The organism is Plastoroseomonas hellenica, from assembly GCF_018129085.1.
In the GTDB taxonomy this organism is placed as follows: domain Bacteria; phylum Pseudomonadota; class Alphaproteobacteria; order Acetobacterales; family Acetobacteraceae; genus Plastoroseomonas; species Plastoroseomonas hellenica.
On record NZ_JAAGBB010000023.1, the window covers coordinates 43,660 to 62,982 of the forward strand.

The window sequence follows — 19,323 nt, forward strand, 5'->3', positions numbered from 1 at the left end:
AGCCGGCGAACCTATTGGACGCGCAGCACGTGGCGCAAGGATCATGCGGCGACTGCATGAGGAACCGCATGCCCGACATCATCGGCGACGCCGTGGACCGCCTGATCACCGTGGAGCTGCGCAACCGCGCCATGAACCACGGCATCATCCCCGGCATCTACCAGGCTGCGCGCGCGGAGGGCGGCGGCCGCCCGCTGACCGCCCGCGCGGCGGAGGCGCTGGTCGCCGCGGTCCGCCCCGGCGATCCCGTGCTGCTGGTCTGCGGCGCCGGCTACCCGCCGGAGATGCCGAACGGCGAAAGCGACGGCCCACCCGGCGTCGCCGTGCTCGCCCGCGCCCTGTTCTGGGGGTTGAAGGCGGTGCCGGTCTTCGTGCAGGAGGCGCATCACGCCCCGCCGGTCGTGGCGTCCTCCCAGGCGGCGGGCATCATGGTGCGCGACTGGGACCTGGTGCGGGAGCGACGCTTCGGCGCCGCGCGCTTCGATGCGCCGACCGACCAGGCGGCGGTCCGCGACTGGGCGCGCGAGCTGATCGCGCGGCTGCGCCCGAAGGCGATCATCGCCGTCGAGCGGCTGGGGCCGAACGAGCGCGGCGTTGTGCAGTATTCCACCGGCTACCGGCCGGAGACGGCGGTCGACCTCGCGCCGCTCTTCGCGGCCTGCGCCGAGGCCGGGGTGCTCAGCATCGGCATCGGCGACAACGGCAACGAGATCGGCTTCGGGCGGATCTTCGACTTCCTCGCCGATTTCCACCCCTATGGCCGCAACCGCTCGCCGCACGCGCATGGCGGCGCCTGCACCACGGTCGCGACCGATATCCTGCTGCCGACCTCCGTCTCCAACTGGGGCTGCATCGGGCTCGCGGCGGTGCTCGCCTTCCTGCTGCGCGATCCGGAGGTGCTGCACACGCCGGAGATGGAAGGCCGGATCATCCGCGCCTGCCTCGACGCCGGTGGGTGGGAGGCGCGCTACTGCACGACGCGCTTCCTGGTGGACGGCATGGTCGGCGAGACCTCCATGTCCATGGTCCAGATCCTGGCCGAGATGGTGCGGCTTAACCTCGCCGCCCCCGATCGCGGGCCGGCGCATTGACGGGCAGGGGGACGATGCGCATCCCGCGGCGCGGACTGCTCGCCCTGGCCGCTGGGCTGCCAGCGACGGCGGCGCGGGCCCAGGCCTTTCCGACGCGGCCGGTCACCATCATCGTCCCCTATGCGGCCGGCGGCGGCGCCGACATCACGGCGCGGCTGCTGGCGCAGCGCATGACACCGCGCCTCGGCCAGCCGGTGGTGGTCGAGAACCGCGCTGGCGCCAACGGCGTGCTGGGTGCGGAGGCGGTGGCGCGTGCCGCCCCCGACGGCCATACGCTCGGCATGGTGGTCAGCTCGCACGTCATCAACAAGGCGGTGATGCCGGCGCTGCCCTTCGACCCCGTCGCCGATTTCGCCCCGGTGATGCTGGCCGCGCGCACGGAGCTCGCGCTGGTCGCGGCACCGGCCCCCGGCGTGACGAGCCTGGCGGACCTCATCGCGCGGATCCGCGCCCGACCCGGCGACTACGCCTATGCCTCGCCCGGTGCGGGCAGCAACGTGCATGTCTTCCTCGAATGGTTCGCGCGCCGCGCCGGGCTGCAGATGCTGCATGTGCCCTATCGCGGCAGCGCCGCCGCCCATGCCGACCTGATCGCCGGCCGCGTCGCCTTCACCCTCGACACCTATGCCGCGGTGCGCCCGCATGTGGAGGCGGGGCGCCTTGCACTGCTCGCCTTCGGCGGACCGCAGCGCTACGCGGGCCGGCAGGAGGTGCCGACCATCGCGGAGGCGGCCGGCATCCCGGGCTATGCGGCCTTCTCCTGGTCCGCGCTGCTGGCGCCGCGTGGCACGCCGGCCGGTGTGGTGGCGCGCCTGAACGCGGGGGCCGCGCGCGCCCTGGGGGAGGCCGAGGTGCGCGACCGCCTCGCGACACTCGGCGCGGAGGCTGCCGGCGGCCCGCCGGAGGAGCTGCGCGCCTTGATGGAAGGCGAGGCGCTGCAATTCGGCGCCCTGGTTCGCGAGCTGGGGATCCGCAGCGATGGCTGAGCTTATATCGAGCCTCAATCGCCGGGCGCGGGCCATCCGGCCCGCTTGGCTTCGCCGGACTACCGGCGGCTCCCATTCGGGCGCTCGGCACGAGTCAAATGCTCGTGCCGTTGGTATTGCCCGCCGTGTCCTGCTGGGCACCGCCGCCGCGCTCGCGGGCGGCCGCGCCCGGGCGCAATCCTACCCCGATCGTCCGCTGCGCCTGATCGTGCCCTGGGCGCCGGGCGGCAGCACCGATGTGCTGGCGCGGCTGGTCGCGGTACCGGTGGGGGAGGCGCTGGGCCAGCCCGTCATCGTCGACAACCGTCCGGGCGCCAGCGGCACCATCGGCCATGCCTCGGTCGCGCGCGCCGCACCCGATGGCCACACCGTGCTGATGGCGACCAACAGCACCTTCGCGATCGCGCCCTACCTGTTGCCGTCGCTGCCCTATGCGCATGACGAGGCCTTCGCGCCGGTCGCCCTGCTGGCCGAGACGCCGCTGGTGCTGGCGGTGAAGCGCGGCGGGCCGGCGAGCCTCGCCGCGCTTCTGGCCGAAGCGCGGGCGCGGCCGGAGGCGCTGACCTTCGCCAGTGGCGGCATCGGCGTGACCAGCCACATGGCCGCCGAGCTGCTGATGGCGCTGGCCGGCATTTCGCTGACCCATGTGCCCTATCGCGGCGGTGGGCCGGCGGCGCAGGCGTTGGCGGCGGGGGAGGTGACCATGGCCTTCCTCGATCCGACGGTCGCCAAGCCGTTGGCCGATGGCGGGCAGGTCGGCATGATCGGCACCACCGGGTCGCGCCGCTTCCCGAGCCTGCCCGAGCTGCCGACCATCGAGGAGACCGGCTTGCCCCGCTACGTCACCATCACCTCCTACGGCCTCTTCGTGCCGCGGGCGACGCCGGCGCCGATCATCGCCCGAATTGCCGGCGCCGCCATGGCGGTGCTCGACCGGCCGGGCTTCCGGGAAGACATGGCCGGGCGCGGCATCTCGGTCCGCGCCGAGGGCGCGGAGGCGCTCGCCGCCCATGTGCGCGAGGAGAATGCGCGCTGGAGCGAGGTCATCCGCACTCGCCACATCAGGATGCATTGAGCCATGCAGGTCGCAGTTCTCGGCAGCGGTCCGGTCGGGCGCGCCACCGCCGGCGTGCTCGCCGGACAAGGCCATGCGGTGCGCCTGGTCCGGCCGCGCGGCGCGGCGCCCGAACGCGCGCTGCCGCTGCGCTTCCAGGGCGCGCTGGAGGCCAGCATCGTGATCCCCTTCGCCGAGGGCATGGACGCGATTGGTGATGCGGAAGCGGTGGTCCTCGCGATACCCGCAACCGCCTATGGCGATGTGCTGCCGGCCCTCGTGCGGCTGGCGCGGCCGGGGACGAGCATCGTCTTTGGGGGCGCGCTCTCGCTCGCGCCGCTCTGGCTGGCGCGGCGGGTGGCGGCGGGTGTTCCGGTCATCGCCTGGGGCACGACGCTCGCCACCGCCTCGCTTCTCGATGGCGATGCGGTGCGCGTCGGCACCATCCGCGCGCGCTTCGACATCGCGCCGCTGCCCCCGGCCGATCCCGCGGCGGCGCTCGCGCTCTGCGGCGCGCTGTTCGGCGACCGCTTCGACCTCGCGGCCGGTGGCGTGCTGGCGAGCGCGCTCTCCAACGTCAACCCGATCGCCCATGCCGTGCAGGTGATGGGCAACCTGTCCCGCATCGACCGGCAGGAGGCCTGGCCGCTCTTTGGCTGCTTCACCGAGAGCGTCGCCGCGATCTGCACCGCCCTGGATGCCGAGCGGATGGCGATCGCGGCCGCCTTCGGCGTCCCGGTGCGCTCGATCGAGACGCATTACCACCTCTCCTACCATGTGCCGCTCGGGCCGCTCGCGGTGACGGTGGCGGCGATGGAGGCGCGTGGCCTCGGCCCCAACGGCCCGACCACGCTGCGCCACCGCTATGTCGAGGAGGACATGCCCTTCGGCCTCGCCTTCCTCGAAGCGCTGGGCCGCGCGGCTGACGTGGCGACGCCGGCGCTGTCGGGGGCGCTCACCCTGCTCGGGGCCGCTGTGAGGCAGGATCTGCGGGCGCCGAACTGGCTGGTCGGCGCGCTCGGACTGGACCGGGCCGACCCCGCGGCGCTCGGCATCCAGGGGTGACGCCGCCGCCGGAGGCGGGGCGGCTGACGACCACACCCGCCCTGCCGCGGAAGGCCTGGCATCCCGCGTATCTTTTGTCATCGCCCATCCGTCTCTGACGTCGGTAGGGCCGGGATCCGCCGCGGCCCGCGAAACCCGATGGAGGGCTGACATGACCCGGATCGAGATCATCGGCATCCCGATCTCCAACTATGTGCGGGTGATCCGCATGGCCTGCGAGGAGAAGGGGATCGCCTATGCGTTGACGCCGGCCCTGCCGCAGACGCCGGAGGTGCTGGCCATCCACCCCTTCGGGAAGATCCCCGTGCTGCGGCACGGCGATGTCGAGCTCTGCGAGAGCAAGGCGATCGCGACCTATCTCGACAAGGTCTTCCCCGGGAACCCGTTGCTGCCGGCCGAGCCGCTGCCGGCGGCGCGGGTGGAGCAATGGGTGTCGATGACCAACACGGTGATCGACCGGACCATGATCCGCGAATACGTGCTCAGCTACGTCTTTCCCAAGGGGACGGGCGGCGAGCCTGATCGCCGGATCATCGACGCGGCGCTCCCTGCGCTCCAGCGCCAGGTCGCGGTGCTCGATCAGGCCGTTGCGGCGACGGGGTATCTGGTGGGTGGCCGCTTCACCTTCGCCGACATCAATGTGATGCCGATCCTGGCCGGGATTCAGCGATATCCCGAAGGGCGCCAGGCGATGGCGGATGCCAGGGCGCTGACCGCCTATTTCCAGCGGCACGCCCAACGTCCCAGCTTCCTGGCGACGGTGCCGCCGGCATGAGCCGCGGCGGCGGACCGCTGAGGGGAAGGATGCAGCCGCGACCCGATCCGACGGGGATCTTCGACCTGCGCTACAAGGCCTTCCTGGAAACAGTGTCGCATCTGCGCACGCGTCTGCACCACTATTGCGCGCGCATGACGGGCTCGGCGCTCGACGGCGAGGACGCGATGCAGGAAGCGCTCTTCGAAGCCTATCGGAAGATCGAGGCGCTGGAGGATCCAGGCGCGCTCCGCGCCTGGCTGTTCCGCATCGCCCATAACCGCTGCATCGACATGCTGCGGAAGCGTGCCGCGCGCGAGCGTGCAGAGATGGCCTATGCGGAGGAGGATGTCGCGCTGCCGGTCGAGCCGGCGGGCGCCGGCCACGCCATCGAGCGGCTGGTCGTCCACCTGCCGCCCAAGGAGCGCGCTTCCGTGCTGCTCAAGGATGTGTTCGATCATTCGCTCGAGGAGATCGCGGACCTCGTTGGCTCGACGGCGGGGGGCGTCAAGGCGGCGCTGAGCCGCGGCCGCGCGAAGCTGGCCGCGCTGCCGGCGGAGCCAGCCGCCGTTCCCGAAATCCGGCGTGATCCTGATCTGGAGAAGCTGCTCCGCCACTATGTCGCGCTGTTCAACCGCCGCGACTGGGACGGCGTCAGGGCCTTGATCAGCGCCGACGCGCAGTTGCGGGTCGCGGATTGCTTCAAGGGCCGGCTGGCGGACTCGCCCTATTTCTCCGAATACGCGAAGCTGGGGATGGCCTGGCGGCTGGCGGTCGGCGCGATCGACGGCGAGCCCGTCGTGATCGTGCTCAAGCCGGGGCGGGATGGCTGGGAACCGGCCTACCCGGTGCGCATCCAGGCACGTGACGGGATCATCGACGGGATCAGCGACTATTATCCCTGTCCCTGGATGATGCCCGCGGCGGATATCATCCTCCTCGCGGAGCCTGAGCCCGAGAGGTCGCCATGACCGAGCCCGATTCCTTCGCCGCTGCCCTTATCAGCGAGGGGCCGCATGCGGCGCTGCCGCCCGAGAGCCGGATCTTCGCCCCTTTCATCGGCAGCTGGGACCTGGTCGTGTCCTGGTTCGACGCCAGCGGGGCGTTGAGCCGCCGCCAGGATGGCGAATGGCACTTCGCCTGGATCCTCGAGGGGCGGGCGATCCAGGATGTCTGGATCGTGCCGCCGCGGCGTGCGCGCGTCGCGGCATCGGATCTCTACGAATACGGCACGAGCCTGCGCTTCTTCGACCCGGCGATCGATGCCTGGCAATCGACCTGGATCGGGCCGATGCACCGCGTGGTGCGGAGCTTCATCGCGCACCGCGCCGGGGACCAGGTCGTGCTGGAGACCGTGGAAGGCACGTCGCCGCGCATGCGCTGGTCCTTCGCCGACATCGCTGCCGACGCCTTCACCTGGCGCAACGAGGCCTGGAAGGATGGCGCCTGGCGGCTGCAGCAGGCCTTCGAAGCCCGGCGCCGCCGCGCCTGACCCGTCGCGTGTCAGGCCGCCGGAGAGCGGTGCTGCAGGAAGAAGCGCAGCATCTCCCGCGAGGCGTCCGGACCCAGCGGATCGGTGAAGGTGCCGGCACTGCTGCCGCCGGACCAGGCGTGCCCGCCGCCATGGACGACCCATTGCTCGAACACCGGCCGTCCGGCTGCATCCAGATGGGTGGTGCGGGTGAAGGCATGCCCGCCGTCCGGGGCCCGCCCGCGCTGCACTTCGACGCGGAGGCCGGCGGCCATGCGGGCATCGGCCGCGCCCGCCTGGATGATGACCTGATCGCCATTGCGCGGATGCACGACACGGTCCCGGTCGGCATGGAAGACGATGGTGGGCAGGATGCGCCGGCCTTCGGCGGGCACCGGGGCGTAGACGCGGCGCGGCACCGGCGCGCCCCGGCGCATGGCGGCGAGGGCCGAGCCCAGGTCGTGGGCGGCGCCGCAGGCGAGGCCGGAATGCACGCCGATCGCGGCGTAGAGATCGGGGTAGGCATTGCCCATGATGGCCGCCGCCGCGCCGCCCGCGGACAGCCCCGCGACATAGACCCGGCGCGGATCCACCGCATGGTCGCGGATGATCTGCCGCGTGATCCCCGCGATCAACCCGGCTTCCCCCTGGTCCCGCCGCTGGTCCGACGGGCTGTACCAGTTCCAGCATTTCTGGGCATTGGCGGCCTGGCTCTGCGCGGGATAGGCGACCAGGCAGGCGAGCTGCTCCGCGAAGGCGTTCATCCGCGTGCCGGCGGCGAAGTCGTCGGGCGATTGCGTGCAGCCATGCAGCATGACGATCAGCGGCATCCGTCGGCCGTGGCCGCGGCTGGGGATATAGAGCTTGTAGTCGCGGTGTCCGGCGCCGCTGCCGTGGCTCTCCGACAGGATGCGGGCGCCGTCGGGCAGCGTGCCCTCCGATGGCGTGGGCCCGGGAGGGCCGCCGATCCGCAGGCCACCGAGCCGGAGCCGGCCGATCCATCCGCGCGCCACCGTCCCCGCCAGCAGGCTGAGCCGGGCGAGGCGCGCGCTGCCGGGACGCATGCTGTCCATGTCCACGCCTTCGATCCGTGCTGGCGGGCTGCCGACGCGGCGCCCGTCCCCCTGGTTCCCATCTGGAATGCATGAAGACGGCGGCGGAGGCGATAGCCCCGGCGAAGCGGATGTGATTGCGGAGCGCCTTCGGCGCCGCACGGAAAGCGAGGCGGGGTCTGGCGGGCTTCTCCGGACGAGCGCCCGAAGCCTGGCACCCAGTCTTCCGCCGTCCTAGGGTCGCGGGGCCGGCCCTGCTGTCCTGCTCTGCCTTCCGGCCCGGCGAGAGGGTGATCATGGTCAGCGATGACGACGATCTTGGGGATGCGCGCAGCCGCGAGGCGAACCGGAGCTTCAGGCCCCGGATGGAGCGTGGCAAATCGGAGAACCCGGCTTTCGCTTATGCGCCCCGTTGGGCGCCAACCGGCAATTGGCGCATGTCGTGGTTCGACCGTGTGGTTGTTGCATTCGGGATCGGGATCATTCTGATGGTCCTGGGCATGTGGGCTTTCGGCGCGATCTCCTGACCGCAACGACCGCCGGGCGCTGATTTGCCGTGCAGTATGACTCGTATTCGGAACGATAATAGGTTAGCCTCCTCCGGCGATAGCGGCGAGGCGATCCATGTATCTCGACGTTCCCTTCGTCACCCAGCTTGGTATCGGCGGCAACGCCAACCTGAACGACCCGACGGGCTGCTGGTACGCCAGCGCCTGCATGATCGGGTTCTCCTATGAGGCTGGGCCGCGGCTCGGCGTGCCCGAGCTCTATTCCCGTCCGATCGTGCAGCCGGATGGCAGCCATGCCATCGGGCACTGGAACATCACCGGCGGCTGGCTCCCGGTCTTCAAGCGCAACGAGCACCTGACCGAGCTCGCCGGCGGCATGCCCGCGACCGAGGTAGCGCTCGCGGCGGCGTTGAAGCGCTTCGGGCCCTTCTTCTTCGGCTGGCTCAAGACCGCCAATGGCAGCACCTATGGCCATGCCTCGGTGATCATCGGCGTCCGCGGCGGCAACGTGATCTACCACGACCCGGAGAACGCACCGCGCAGCGAGGCGGCGATCGCGACCTTCACCGGGCGCCTCGCCCCGGGCTGGCCGCTGCTCCGCCGCGACGCACCGGAACTCAGCTACATGGTGCGCCAGATCGCCTGACCGAGGGGCTTGATCCAGAGCTCCGACAGCCAGCTCAGATGGGCGCGGCAGGGGCCGGCCAGGCCTTGCCGATGGAGGTCAGATCGATCGGGCCGTGGCGCCCTTCCTGCGCAGCCTCGACATCCCAGGCCTCGACGCTGGCATCGACGCCGATGATCTGCTTGACGCGGTGCATCCGCCTGATCTCGCGCTCACGCGCTTCGGCGCTCGTCCAGAGATAGAAGGCCGCGAAGCCATCAGGGTCGATCCTCGAGAGCCAGACCTTCTGGAACAGCCCATCGATCGACCGGTAATGGTCCCAGGATTCCTCGGTGATGTAGCGCCGGAGTTCACCGAGCAGCTCCGGCGGCTTCCCGGCGAGATCCCACTTCAGCAGCAGCGCGAACATGCCGACCTCCTGCAGCCTTCCGACCCCCGCGGCAGACCGGACCGCATCCGGGGCGCCGATCGGCAGGCATCGCGATGACAAGCCGTGCAACCGCGGCGAGGTTCCGTGGTTGCCTCGGAAGGCGATCAAACACCCAGGAGAATGTTACCGGCCGGGGCGGCGCTGGCGTCGCGATCCCCCGATCCGCTCCTGGCGAGGGATGGGAGGAAGAGTGGACTCGGTGGTCGATCCCCATGCGATCTCGGATCTCGGGATATTCCTGCGCCTTGGCACGGCGGCGCTGCTCGGCATGGCGCTCGGCCTGGACCGGGAGATGCGCGGCCTCGCCGCCGGCATCCGGACGCATGGGCTGATCGCGCTGAGCGCTGCCGCCGTGATGGTGTCCGGTCTCCTCCTCTATGCGGCGGTGCGGACAGGACACGGCGATGCGGATCCGCTCCGTGTCGCCCAGGGCATCTTCCAGGCGATCGGCTTCATCGGTGCCGGGCTCGTCTTCGCGCGGCATGGCGACGTCCACAACGTGACGAGCGCCGCGAGCATCACGCTCGCGACCGCCATCGGAATCGCGGCGGGGGCCGGTCAGTACAAGCTGACCGCGATCGCGACCGGCCTCGGCATCCTGATGCTGAGCGTGGTGCGCGTGATGGAGCGCCTGATCCCGGGCAGCAGCAAGACCAGGAAGGAATAGGGCAGATCCTCAGCCGAAGGCCCCTGCGGCGCGGAGCCGCGCGATCTCCTCGGCCTCCAGCCAGCCCTCCAGCACCGCTTCCGCCTCCGCGGGATCGGCGGCCTGCGGGGGGCTCGGGATGTCCGGCACGGTACGGCTGAAGCGGGGCGCGGGGGCGGGCTGCACCACGCCATCCACCTCGATATAGGTGCCGCGCGCGCGCATATGCGGATGCCGCGTCGCCTCCTCCATGGTGAGCACCGGCGCGACGCAGGCATCGGTGCCCTCGAGCAGCGCGCACCAGGCATCGCGCGTGCGGGTCAGGAAGATGGCGGCGAGCCGCGCCCGTGCCTCCGGCCACCGCGCCCGGTCCGGCTGGGGTGGAAATTCCGCCGCGTCGATGCCGAGGATCCGCAGCAACTCGCCATGGAAGCGGCCTTCGATCGGCGCCACGGAGATCCAGCGCCCATCGGCGCAGGCGTAGCAATCATAGAAGGGGGCGCCGGAATCGAGCAGGTTGGTGCCGCGCTCCGGGTTCAGCATTCCGGCCGCGAGCAGGCCGTGGAAGCCGGTCATCAGATGCGCGGTGCCGTCGACGATGGCGGCATCGACCACCTGGCCCTGGCCGGAGCCGCGCGCTGCGATGATCGCGGCCAGGATGCCGAGGGCGAGGTAGAGCGCGCCGCCGGCATAGTCGCCGACCAGGTTGAGCGGCGGCGCCGGCGCCTGACCGGCGCGGCCGATGCTGGCGAGCGCCCCGGTCAGCGCGATGTAGTTGAGGTCGTGCCCCGCCGCCGGCGCGAGCGGGCCCTGCTGCCCCCAGCCGGTCATGCGGCCGTAGATCAGCCGCGGATTGCGCGCGAGGCAGTCATCGGGGCCGAGGCCAAGCCGCTCGGTGACGCCGGGTCGGAAGCCTTCGATCAACGCATCCGATCGCGCCACCAGGCGCAGCGTGAGATCGCGCGCCTCCGGTCGTTTCAGATCGAGCGCGATGGCCCGGCGCCCGCGAAGCACGGGGTTGTATTGCAGCGGCCGCGGGATACCGAGCTCCGGTGGCTCGGGACGGTCGATGCGCAGCACCGTCGCGCCGAGATCGGCGAGCAGCATGGCACAGAAGGGTCCAGGGCCGATCCCGGCCAGCTCGAGTATCTTGATTCCCGCCAGCGGTCCCATGTGCGCTCCATTCATTCCGTCAGGTGGCGTCTGCCGGCAGGATCAGCGCACCGCAGGCCGCCAGCGCGTCGATCTCCGCCTCGCTGAAGCCGGCTTCGGCCAGCACCGCGCGCCCGTCCTGGCCGAGCGCCGGCGCGGGGCCGGTGATCTGCCCGGGGGTGCGGGAGAACCAAGCGGGCATGCCCGGGAAACGCACCTTGCCGAAGGCGGTCTCCTGCTCGATGAAGAAGCCGACCGCCTCCAGATGCGGGTCGCGCAGCAGGTCCGCGGTCTCGTTCACCGGTGCGGCCGGGATCTCCGCCGCGGTGCAGCGCGCCAGCCAATCGGCGGTCGTGCGGTCGAGCAGCGTCTCCGCGAGATGCCCATAGACCTCACTGACATGCGGCGCGCGGTCCTTCAGCGTCGCGTAGCGCGGGTCACGCATCCAGGCCGGCTGCCCGGCCGCCTCGTAGAAGGCGCGCCATTGCTTGTCGGTGTAGACCAGCATCGCGATCCAGCCATCCGCGGTACGGTAGGGGCGGCGGTTGGGGGAGGCCGCGCGGCCATAGACCGGCTCGCCCTTCGGCGGATCAAAGAGCGCGCCGTTGATGTGGTCGGTCAGCACGAAATTGGCCATGGTCTCGAACATGCCGACCTCGATCTCCTGCCCCTCACCGGTGCGAGCGCGGTGCAGCAGCGCCATCAGCACGGCGTAGAGCGCGGTGAGGCCGGAGACCTTGTCCGCCACCAATGTCGCGGAATAGGAGGGCGTGCCGAGCATCCGCCCCTGCAGCGACGCCATGCCGGACATTGCCTGGATGGTGTCGTCATAGGCCGGCCCCTTGGCATAGGGGCCGCGGCGCGAGAAGCCGTAGACATTGGCATAGATGATGCGCGGATTGACCGCGGCGAGATCGGCATAGGTCAGGCCGAGCCGCGCCATGGCATCCGCGCGCATGGCGTGGATGAAGACATCGGCACGCGCCGCCAGGCGCAGCAGCGCGGCGCGGCCTTCCTCCCGCTTCAGGTCCAGCGCCAGGCCGCGCTTGCCGCGGTTGAGGTTGTAGAACATCGCCCCGAGCCCAGGCGCGGGGGAGACCGGTAGTTGCCGCGTGGTGTCGCCCTCCGGCCCTTCCACCTTGATCACCTCGGCGCCGTGATCGGCCAGGATCTGCGTGCAGAAGGGGCCCATCAGCACCGCGGTCAGGTCCAGCACGCGGATGCCCGCGAGCGTGCCATGGCTGGCCCTGGTCTGCGTGGCGTCCTGCATCAACCCGCTCCCTCTTCCCGCGCGGCGCGCTCCAGCCCTTCGCGCGCCGCCGGGGCTGCAATGGCGATGAGGCGCCGGCGGCGTTCCGTCAAGCCGCAGCCCCGCAGATCGGCGCTGCCATGCTCGGTCACCACGAGGTCGACATCGGCGCGTGGCGTGGTCACCGGGCCGGAGAGCCGCGCGACGATGCGGCTTGCGCCGGTCGAGGCCACGGCGGGCAGGGCAATGATCGAGCAGCCGCCGGGCGAGCGGGAGGCGGCGCGCGCGAAATCCGCTTGGCCGCCGATGCCGCCGAGGATCGTCCGGCCCGCCTGCTCGGCATTGACCTGGCCGGTCAGATCGACCTCGAGCGCGGTGTTCACCGCGACCAGCTTCGGCAATTGCCCGAGCACTGCATCGGCATGGGTATAGCCACAGGGGCGCAGCAGCACCGCGGGATTGCGATGCGCGAAAGCATAGAGCCTTTCGCTGCCGATCAGGGTGGTGGTGACGCTGCATCCTGGATCGATCGGCTTCCGGGCATTGGTCAGTACGCCGCATTCGATCAGGCGCATCGCGGCATCGCCGAGAATGCCGGAATGCAGCCCGAGGTCGCGGTGGTGGGTCAGCCCATCCAGGATCGCTTCCGGCAATTCGCCGAGGCCGATCTGGATCGTGCTGCCATCCGCGACGAAGGCTGCGACATGCCGGGCGATGGCGCGGCCGGCGGCACCGATCCTGGGCGGCGGCGCGGCATAGGGCGCGCGATCGGTCTCCAGCACCGCATCCAGCCGTGATGCCGGAACAGCGTCATGGCCAAAGGTGAAGGGGATGCGCGGGCTCACCTCCGCGATCACGGTGCGCGCGGCGCCGATCGCGGCATCCATGTAGTCGACCGCGCAGCCGAGGCTGTGGGTGCCGTCCGGCCCTGCCGGGCTCAGCATCAGCAGCGCGACGTCGCAGCGGATGCGGCCGGATGCCAGCAGCCGGCCGACCTGGCCGCCATGCAGGGGCAGCACCTCCAGCACGCCCGCATTCGCGAGCGCGCGCGTGGTGCCGAGGCCGCCGAGGCCCTGCATGCGGAACTGGTCGGCATGCTCCGGCCGCAGCGCGTGCCCGAGGCCGGTGCCGAGGAAGACCGAGAGCGGGCCAAGCGCGGCCCGCTGCGCCACCAGGGCTTCCACCAGCGACGGCGGCTCACCCGTCACCTGGCCCCATAGGACGTGGTCGCCCGGCCGCACCAGGTCAGCGAGATCGGGGGCCGCCGGGTCGAGCCGGCGCGGCACCTAATAGGACTTCGGCAGGCCGAGCACACGCTCGGCGATGAAGCTCAGGATCAGCTCGCGGCTGACCGGTGCGATGCGCGGGATAAGGCTTTCCCGGAGGTAGCGCTCGACATGGTATTCCTGGGCATAGCCCATGCCGCCATGCGTCATGACAGCGGTCTCGGCGGCGGTGAAGCCGGCCTCGGCCGCCAGGTATTTGGCGGCATTCGCTTCGGCGCCGCATTCGCGGCCGGTGTCGTAGAGCGAAGCCGCCTTCATCACCATCAGGTCGGCGGCCTGAAGATGTGCCCAGCAGCGCGCGAGCGGATGCTGGATGCCTTGGTTCTGCCCAATGGCGCGGCCGAAGACGCGGCGTTCCCTGGCGTAGTCGGTCGCCTTCGTCAGCGCCGCGCGGCCGATGCCGACGGCCTCGGCGGCGATCAGGATGCGCTCGGGGTTCATGCCATGCAGGATGTAGCGGAAGCCCTTGCCTTCCTCGCCGATGCGGTCCTCGGCCGGGATTTCCACCCCGTCGAAGAACACCATGTTCGAATCCACCGCATGGCGACCCATCTTCTCGATCAGCCGCACCTCGACCTTGCTGCGGTCGAGATCGGTGTAGAAGAGGGAGAGGCCGTCGGTCTTGCGCTTCACCTGGTCGAGCGGCGTGGTGCGCGCCAGCAGCAGCATCTTGTTGGCGACCTGCGCCGTGCTGATCCACATCTTCTGGCCGTTCACGACGTAGCGGTCGCCCTGCCGCTCGGCGCGCGTCTTGAGCTCCGTGGTGTTGAGGCCGACATCGGGTTCGGTCACCGCGAAGCAGGGCTTGTCCCGGCCCGCGATCAGGGGCGGCAAGGCGCGCCGCTTCTGCGCCTCCGTCCCGAACACCACCACGGGGTTGAGCCCGAAGATGTTCATGTGGATGGCGGAAGCGCCGCTCATGCAGGCGCCGCTTTCGGCCACCGCCTGCATCATGACAGCGGCTTCGGTGATGCCGAGGCCGGCGCCGCCATAGGCTTCCGGCATCGCGATGCCGAGCCAGCCGCCCTCGGCCACCGCCGCGTGGAACTCCTCGGGGAAGCTCGCCTCGCGTTCCTTGCGCAGCCAGTACGCGTCACCGAAGCCGGCGCAGAGCCGGAGGATCTGCTCACGGATATCGGCCTGCTCGGGCGTCAGCGAGAAGTCCAACCTCGTCTCCTCCGTCGCCGGTCCGCCGGCTGTGCCTCGATGGCCAGCATGCCGATCCACCGCTGCCTGTCAATCTCCGCATTGACGGCGGTGTTCGTATTTGCAAGCCTATGTTCGAATATTCGAACGGCACCAAGGCCGCACGTAAGGAGGCAATCCATGTCCAGGCACGAGGGTGAGTTCGGGAACACATGGCTGCGGACGCTGCCCCGGCGCGCGGCCCTCGCCGCGCCGGCGCTGCTGCTGGCGGGGCGTGCGGCGCGCGCCGATTGGCCGATGCGGCCGATCCGCCTGATCGTCGCCTTTCCCGCGGGCAGTGCGACCGATGTGCTGGCGCGCGTGCTGTCGGAGCCGCTGTCGCAGGAGCTCGGCCGTCCCGTCGTTGTCGATAACCGCGCCGGCGGCAACGGCATCATCGGCACCCAGGCCGCGGTGCAGGCGGTACCGGACGGCTATACCTTCGTCGTCATCAGTACGAGCGCGGCCTCGATCAATCCGCACACGCTCCGGCAGATGCCCTTCGATCCCGTGCGCGACCTCGTGCATGTCGGCGCGCTGGCCGAGGCGCCCTACATGTTCGTGGTGCCGCCCGGGGCACCCGACACCGATCTCGGCGGCTTCTTCCAACGCGCGCGGCAGCGCCCGGGCGGGCTGACCTACAGCCACGGCAATGCCAGCAGCATGATCATGACGGAGGTGCTGGCGCGCGGCGCCGGCGCGCAACTCACGGCCGTGCCCTATCGCGGTGGCGCGGAAGCGCTGACCGATGTCGCGGCCGGGCGCATCGACTGCACCTTCACCGATATGGCGAATGGCGTGACGCAATCCCAGACCGGGCGCGTCCGTGCGCTGGCGCATTCGGGCAAGGACCCGACGCCGCTGGCGCCGGGCCTGCCTGCGGCGGCGAGCGTGGTGCCCGGCTATGACATCAAGGTCTGGTTCGGCATCTCCGCCCCGGCCGCGACGCCGGTGCCGATCGTCGCCCGCGCCAACCAGGCGATCAACGCCGTGCTGCAGCAGACGGGCGTGGTGGACCGGCTCCGCCAGCTCGGCTTCCTGCCGTTCCGCCAGACGCCGGAGCAGTTCGGGCAATATCTGCGCGAGCAGCTCCGGGTCTGGGGCGAGCATGTGCGCGTCGCCGGCGTCGAGCCGCAATGATGGATGGCGGTGCAGGCAACGCCATCCTGGATCGCGGCCACGGGCCGCGGTCCGTCGCGCGCGTGCTGCAATTGCTGGATCGCCTGGCGGGGGCGCCGCAGGGCGCATCGCTCGCCGCACTTGCCCAGGCGATGGATGCGCCGAAGACCACATTGCTGGGGCTGCTGCGGGGACTGGCCGCGGAGGGCTACGCGGTACAGGCGAATGGCGTCTGGTGCCTGGGGCCGGAGGCCTATGGGCTTGCGCGCGCCATCCTGGCGGGCCAGCAGGATGGCGGGCTCGGGGCGGCCGGCCGGCCGCTGCTCGAACGGCTGGCGGAGGAGACCGGTGAATCCGCGATGCTCTCCGTGCTGGCGCCCGATCGCAGCGCGATGGTCTATACCGAGAAGGTGGAGAGCCGGACCGCGCTGCGCTTCAGCGCCTCGGTCGGGGATCACCGGCCGATCCATTGCACCGCGTCCGGGCGCGTGATGCTGGCCTATCTGCCACCGCCCTGGCCCGAGGAATTCCTCGGCAAGGCGCGACTCACGCCCCTGACCCGCACCAGCGTGACCGATCGCCGCAGCCTCCGTCGCATCGTCGCCGAGGTGCGGGCGCTGGGCTACGCGGTGACGCTCGGCGAGGCGACGGAAGGCGTGGTCGGCATCGCGGCCCCGGTGTTCGACGCCCGCGGCGAGGTGGCCGCGGCGATCGTGCTGGCGGCGCCGCTCGTGCGGGCGCAGCCGAAGCTCGCTGGCCTGGCACGGCAGGTGCGCCGCGCCGGCCGCGAGCTCTCGCATCAGATGGGCTACCGGCCGGCGCGCCGCGACAAGAAGGAGGAATGAGATGGCAGGGTTGTATTTCGAGGAGTTCGGCGAAGGCCAGGTGTTCGAGCACGCGCTGACGCGCACGGTCACCGAGATGGACAACACCATGTTCAGCCTGATGACCATGAACCCGCAGCCGCTGCACATCGACGCGCATTTCGCGGCGGAGAGCGAATGGGGGCAGCGGCTGTTCAACAGCCTCTATACGCTCGGCATCATGATCGGCATGTCGGTCGCCGACACCACGCTCGGCACCACCATCGGCAATCTCGGCATGACCGATGTGCGCTTCCCGAAGCCGGTCTTCCACGGCGACACGCTGCGCGCGCGGACCCGGATCATCGCCAAGCGGGAGAGCAAGTCGCGTCCCACCGCCGGCTTGGTCGAGTTCGAACATGAATGCCTGAACCAGCGCGGCGAAGTGGTGGCGATCTGCCGCCGCACCGGGCTGATGCACAAGCGCCCGGTGGCCGCGTGATGCGATCCTTCCTCTTCGTCCCGGGCGACAGCGAACGCAAGTTTGCGCGCGCCGCGGCAGGGGCCGCGGACGCGCTGATCCTCGACCTCGAGGACAGCGTCGGCATGGCAGGCAAGCCAGCGGCGCGGCAGATCACCGCCGGCATGCTGGCGGCGCCGCGCGGGCGGCAGCAACGCTATGTGCGGGTGAACGCGCTCGACACCGGCATGACGCTCGCGGACCTCGCGGCGGTGATGCCGGCGCGGCCCGACGGCATCGTGCTGCCGAAATGCGCGGATGCCGGGCAGGTACGGCAGGTCTCGCTCTGGCTCGACGCCTTCGAGGCGGCGGCGGGCAGCACGCTCGGGGCCACGCGCATCCTGGCGATCGCGACGGAGACGGCGGGGTCGCTCTTCGGCCTCGGCGGCTATGCCGAAGCCGGGCCGCGGCTCTCGGGGCTGATGTGGGGTGCGGAAGACCTCTCGGCCTCGCTTGGCGCCTCCGCCAACCGGCTGGATGGGCAGTGGCTCGCGCCCTTCCGCCTGGCGCGCAACCTGTGCCTCGCCGGCGCCGCGGCGGCGGGGGTGCCGGCGATCGACACGGTGCATGTGGATATCGATGATCTGGCAGGGCTCGAGGCCGATGCGCGCGAGGCGCGGCGGGACGGCTTCGGGGCCAAGGCGGTGATCCATCCGAAGCATGTCGATGTGGTGAATGCCGTCTTCACGCCGGCGCCGGCGGAGCTCGACTGGGCCCGGCGCGTGGTGGCCGCCTTCGCCGAGGCGGGCGATGTCGGCGTGCTGCGCATGGACGGCAAGATGCTGGACCGCCCGCATCTGCGCCTGGCGGAGCGGCTGCTGGCGGCGGCGGGCGAATGACGGGGGAGGGGCCCTGGCCGGGCGGGGCCGCGCCGGCCCACGGCCCGGTCGACGCCGCCATCGCCTCGCGCCGGAGCGTGCGCGGCTTCACCTCCGAGCCGGTCCCGGCCGCGACGGTGCGGGAGATCCTGGCGCTCGCCAGCCGGGCGCCGAGCATGACGAACACCCAGCCCTGGCGTGTGCATGTGCTGCTCGGCGCGACGCGAGATGCGTTGTGCCGGGAGATCGCGGCCGCCCATGCCGCCGGCGAGCACCCCGAGCCCGAATACGCCTACTACCCGCGCGAATGGGTCAGCCCCTATCTGGACCGGCGCCGGCAGATCGGCTGGGCGCTGTACGGGCTGCTCGGTATCGCCAAGGGCGATCGGGAAGCGACGGCGCGCCAGCACCGCCGCAACTATGATTTCTTCGGCGCGCCGGTCGGCATGATCTTCACCCTGCACCGGGCGATGGACTACGGCAGCTTCCTGGACCTCGGCATGTTCCTGCAGACCATCATGGTGGCGGCGCGGGCGCGCGGGTTCGACACCTGCGCGCAGGCCGCCTTCATGAACTGGCATGGCATCATCCGCCGGCACCTGGCGATTCCGGCGGAGGAGATGGTGATCTGCGGCATGGCGCTCGGCCATGCCGACGTGGCGGAGCCGGCGAATGCCCTGGTGTCACCGCGCGCGCCGGTGGAGGCCTTCTGCACCTTCCACGGTCCGTGACGGGCTTTTTGATCTCGGCTGCAAGTCCGCAGGACCGCCTTCGCCGAACCTATACGTACTCGGCGTCGTCGGCACTATACCGCGTACGGTATCGCTACCATAGCCGGGCGAACCCTGGTCGGGGCGATTGGCCGCGGTCAAGAAGACGGCGACGCGGGATTGCGAATGCGAATCATCGCTATTGTAGCAACAACGAGCCGATCAACATTTACGTGACAATCTCCGCCGGGAGTGGTGGTTTCAATATCACGGCCGCTCGATCACTTGCCTGGCCGTTGCGGAGCAGGTCCTGCCCCGTGATGCCAGGCATTTGCCGCTGGAAGGAGGGCAGGATGAACCAGCAGCGTTCGAACCTCGGGCCCGGGCTGCGCGATGTCAGGACGCTTCTGCTGACGCCGGAGCAATGCCGCGCGGCGCGCGGGTTGCTCGACATGACCCGCAACCAGCTCGCGGCGGAAGCGCATGTCTCGCTGGCCACCCTGCTGCAGTTCGAGAACAACGAACGCCCGGTCAAGACCAGCACCCAGGCCCTGATTCGCATGGCCCTCGAAGCCAGCGGCGTCCTCTTCATCCCCGAAGGCGATGCTGGCGTCGGCGTCCGGTTCCGCGACCGCGGCGCCCAGGGCGACACGCCCGAGCACCCTGACGCCGCGGCAGAGGAGGGGCGGGACCCCGAGGCACCCGATGCGGCCGGATATGGCACATCGCCCTGGCCGGCCGGGCCGTTGCCGCGGGCGTAGCGCCGCAGCCGCCGCGCCGGCCCGCCGGAACCGGCAC

Annotated in this window: 22 protein-coding genes; 16 read left to right on the forward strand and 6 right to left on the reverse strand. The window is 70.9% G+C overall.

The features are described 5' to 3' along the window. Positions 1 to 68 precede the first annotated feature (68 nt). From GXW71_RS18935 to GXW71_RS18965, 7 genes are all read left to right on the forward strand, one after another. Positions 69 to 1,091: a glutamate cyclase domain-containing protein gene (locus tag GXW71_RS18935; RefSeq protein WP_211854119.1), complete on the forward strand. Its 1,023-nt coding sequence runs from the start codon at positions 69 to 71 to the stop codon at positions 1,089 to 1,091. A 14-nt stretch (positions 1,092 to 1,105) separates the two neighbouring features. Continuing rightward, positions 1,106 to 2,077, forward strand: a complete 972-nt coding sequence (locus GXW71_RS18940; RefSeq protein WP_211854120.1) for a tripartite tricarboxylate transporter substrate binding protein — start codon at positions 1,106 to 1,108, stop codon at positions 2,075 to 2,077. Then, positions 2,070 to 3,152, forward strand: a complete 1,083-nt coding sequence (locus tag GXW71_RS18945; RefSeq protein WP_211854121.1) for a Bug family tripartite tricarboxylate transporter substrate binding protein — start codon at positions 2,070 to 2,072, stop codon at positions 3,150 to 3,152. Before GXW71_RS18940 ends, GXW71_RS18945 begins: the two co-directional genes overlap by 8 nt. Positions 3,153 to 3,155: 3 nt before the next feature. Then, the gene (locus GXW71_RS18950; protein ID WP_211854122.1) at positions 3,156 to 4,196 is read left to right on the forward strand and encodes an NAD/NADP octopine/nopaline dehydrogenase family protein; all 1,041 of its coding nucleotides are present in this window, start codon (positions 3,156 to 3,158) and stop codon (positions 4,194 to 4,196) included. Between the two features lie 151 nt (positions 4,197 to 4,347). Continuing rightward, a complete protein-coding gene (locus GXW71_RS18955) occupies positions 4,348 to 4,971 on the forward strand; it encodes a glutathione S-transferase family protein (protein WP_211854123.1) in 624 nt (207 codons plus the stop codon). A 29-nt stretch (positions 4,972 to 5,000) separates the two neighbouring features. Further along, positions 5,001 to 5,921 carry a sigma-70 family RNA polymerase sigma factor gene (locus GXW71_RS18960; RefSeq protein ID WP_211854124.1) on the forward strand — a complete coding sequence of 307 codons (921 nt, stop codon included), beginning with the start codon at positions 5,001 to 5,003 and terminating at the stop codon, positions 5,919 to 5,921. Then, positions 5,918 to 6,442, forward strand: coding sequence for a hypothetical protein (locus GXW71_RS18965; RefSeq protein WP_211854125.1), 525 nt, complete (start codon positions 5,918 to 5,920; stop codon positions 6,440 to 6,442). The genes GXW71_RS18960 and GXW71_RS18965 overlap by 4 nt, the downstream gene beginning before the upstream one ends. Positions 6,443 to 6,453: 11 nt before the next feature. On the opposite strand, the gene GXW71_RS18970 is transcribed toward GXW71_RS18965, so the two are convergent. After that, positions 6,454 to 7,494 carry an extracellular catalytic domain type 1 short-chain-length polyhydroxyalkanoate depolymerase gene (locus tag GXW71_RS18970; protein WP_211854126.1) on the reverse strand — a complete coding sequence of 347 codons (1,041 nt, stop codon included), beginning with the start codon at positions 7,492 to 7,494 and terminating at the stop codon, positions 6,454 to 6,456. 275 nt (positions 7,495 to 7,769) lie between these two features. Between GXW71_RS18970 and GXW71_RS18975 the strand changes: the two genes are divergently transcribed. Beyond that, positions 7,770 to 8,000: a hypothetical protein gene (locus GXW71_RS18975; protein ID WP_211854127.1), complete on the forward strand. Its 231-nt coding sequence runs from the start codon at positions 7,770 to 7,772 to the stop codon at positions 7,998 to 8,000. A 97-nt stretch (positions 8,001 to 8,097) separates the two neighbouring features. Further along, complete coding sequence (locus GXW71_RS18980) at positions 8,098 to 8,628, forward strand: papain-like cysteine protease family protein (RefSeq protein WP_211854128.1); 531 nt, start codon at positions 8,098 to 8,100, stop codon at positions 8,626 to 8,628. Positions 8,629 to 8,662: 34 nt separating this feature from the next. On the opposite strand, the gene GXW71_RS18985 is transcribed toward GXW71_RS18980, so the two are convergent. Continuing rightward, complete coding sequence (locus tag GXW71_RS18985; protein ID WP_211854129.1) at positions 8,663 to 9,016, reverse strand: hypothetical protein; 354 nt, start codon at positions 9,014 to 9,016, stop codon at positions 8,663 to 8,665. 220 nt (positions 9,017 to 9,236) lie between these two features. Between GXW71_RS18985 and GXW71_RS18990 the strand changes: the two genes are divergently transcribed. Next, entirely contained in the window at positions 9,237 to 9,704 is a 468-nt protein-coding gene (locus GXW71_RS18990) for an MgtC/SapB family protein (protein WP_367615795.1), read from the forward strand. Positions 9,705 to 9,713: 9 nt separating this feature from the next. On the opposite strand, the gene GXW71_RS18995 is transcribed toward GXW71_RS18990, so the two are convergent. Genes GXW71_RS18995 through GXW71_RS19010 form a run of 4 tightly spaced genes read right to left on the reverse strand, consistent with a single transcriptional unit; the run spans position 9,714 to position 14,537 of the window. Beyond that, positions 9,714 to 10,856, reverse strand: a complete 1,143-nt coding sequence (locus GXW71_RS18995; protein WP_211854131.1) for a CaiB/BaiF CoA transferase family protein — start codon at positions 10,854 to 10,856, stop codon at positions 9,714 to 9,716. 19 nt (positions 10,857 to 10,875) lie between these two features. Next, the gene (locus GXW71_RS19000) at positions 10,876 to 12,105 is read right to left on the reverse strand and encodes a CaiB/BaiF CoA transferase family protein (RefSeq protein WP_211854132.1); all 1,230 of its coding nucleotides are present in this window, start codon (positions 12,103 to 12,105) and stop codon (positions 10,876 to 10,878) included. Beyond that, positions 12,105 to 13,370: an acetyl-CoA hydrolase/transferase family protein gene (locus GXW71_RS19005; protein WP_211854133.1), complete on the reverse strand. Its 1,266-nt coding sequence runs from the start codon at positions 13,368 to 13,370 to the stop codon at positions 12,105 to 12,107. The genes GXW71_RS19000 and GXW71_RS19005 overlap by 1 nt, the downstream gene beginning before the upstream one ends. After that, positions 13,371 to 14,537 carry an acyl-CoA dehydrogenase family protein gene (locus tag GXW71_RS19010; RefSeq protein WP_211854134.1) on the reverse strand — a complete coding sequence of 389 codons (1,167 nt, stop codon included), beginning with the start codon at positions 14,535 to 14,537 and terminating at the stop codon, positions 13,371 to 13,373. A gap of 159 nt (positions 14,538 to 14,696) precedes the next feature. On the opposite strand from GXW71_RS19010, the gene GXW71_RS19015 reads away from it, so the two are divergent. The 6 genes from GXW71_RS19015 to GXW71_RS34840 all read left to right on the forward strand — a co-directional run bounded on the left by GXW71_RS19015 (position 14,697) and on the right by GXW71_RS34840 (position 19,286). Next, positions 14,697 to 15,695: a Bug family tripartite tricarboxylate transporter substrate binding protein gene (locus GXW71_RS19015; RefSeq protein ID WP_211854135.1), complete on the forward strand. Its 999-nt coding sequence runs from the start codon at positions 14,697 to 14,699 to the stop codon at positions 15,693 to 15,695. Beyond that, complete coding sequence (locus GXW71_RS19020; RefSeq protein WP_211854136.1) at positions 15,695 to 16,519, forward strand: IclR family transcriptional regulator; 825 nt, start codon at positions 15,695 to 15,697, stop codon at positions 16,517 to 16,519. The genes GXW71_RS19015 and GXW71_RS19020 overlap by 1 nt, the downstream gene beginning before the upstream one ends. A gap of 1 nt (position 16,520) precedes the next feature. Continuing rightward, the gene (locus GXW71_RS19025) at positions 16,521 to 16,979 is read left to right on the forward strand and encodes a MaoC family dehydratase (RefSeq protein ID WP_211854137.1); all 459 of its coding nucleotides are present in this window, start codon (positions 16,521 to 16,523) and stop codon (positions 16,977 to 16,979) included. Continuing rightward, positions 16,979 to 17,836: an HpcH/HpaI aldolase/citrate lyase family protein gene (locus GXW71_RS19030; RefSeq protein ID WP_211854138.1), complete on the forward strand. Its 858-nt coding sequence runs from the start codon at positions 16,979 to 16,981 to the stop codon at positions 17,834 to 17,836. Before GXW71_RS19025 ends, GXW71_RS19030 begins: the two co-directional genes overlap by 1 nt. Further along, entirely contained in the window at positions 17,833 to 18,546 is a 714-nt protein-coding gene (locus GXW71_RS19035; protein WP_211854139.1) for a nitroreductase, read from the forward strand. Before GXW71_RS19030 ends, GXW71_RS19035 begins: the two co-directional genes overlap by 4 nt. Positions 18,547 to 18,878: 332 nt before the next feature. Then, on the forward strand, positions 18,879 to 19,286 hold the full coding sequence (locus GXW71_RS34840; protein WP_246526700.1) for a helix-turn-helix domain-containing protein: 408 nt from the start codon (positions 18,879 to 18,881) through the stop codon (positions 19,284 to 19,286). Positions 19,287 to 19,323 lie beyond the last annotated feature (37 nt).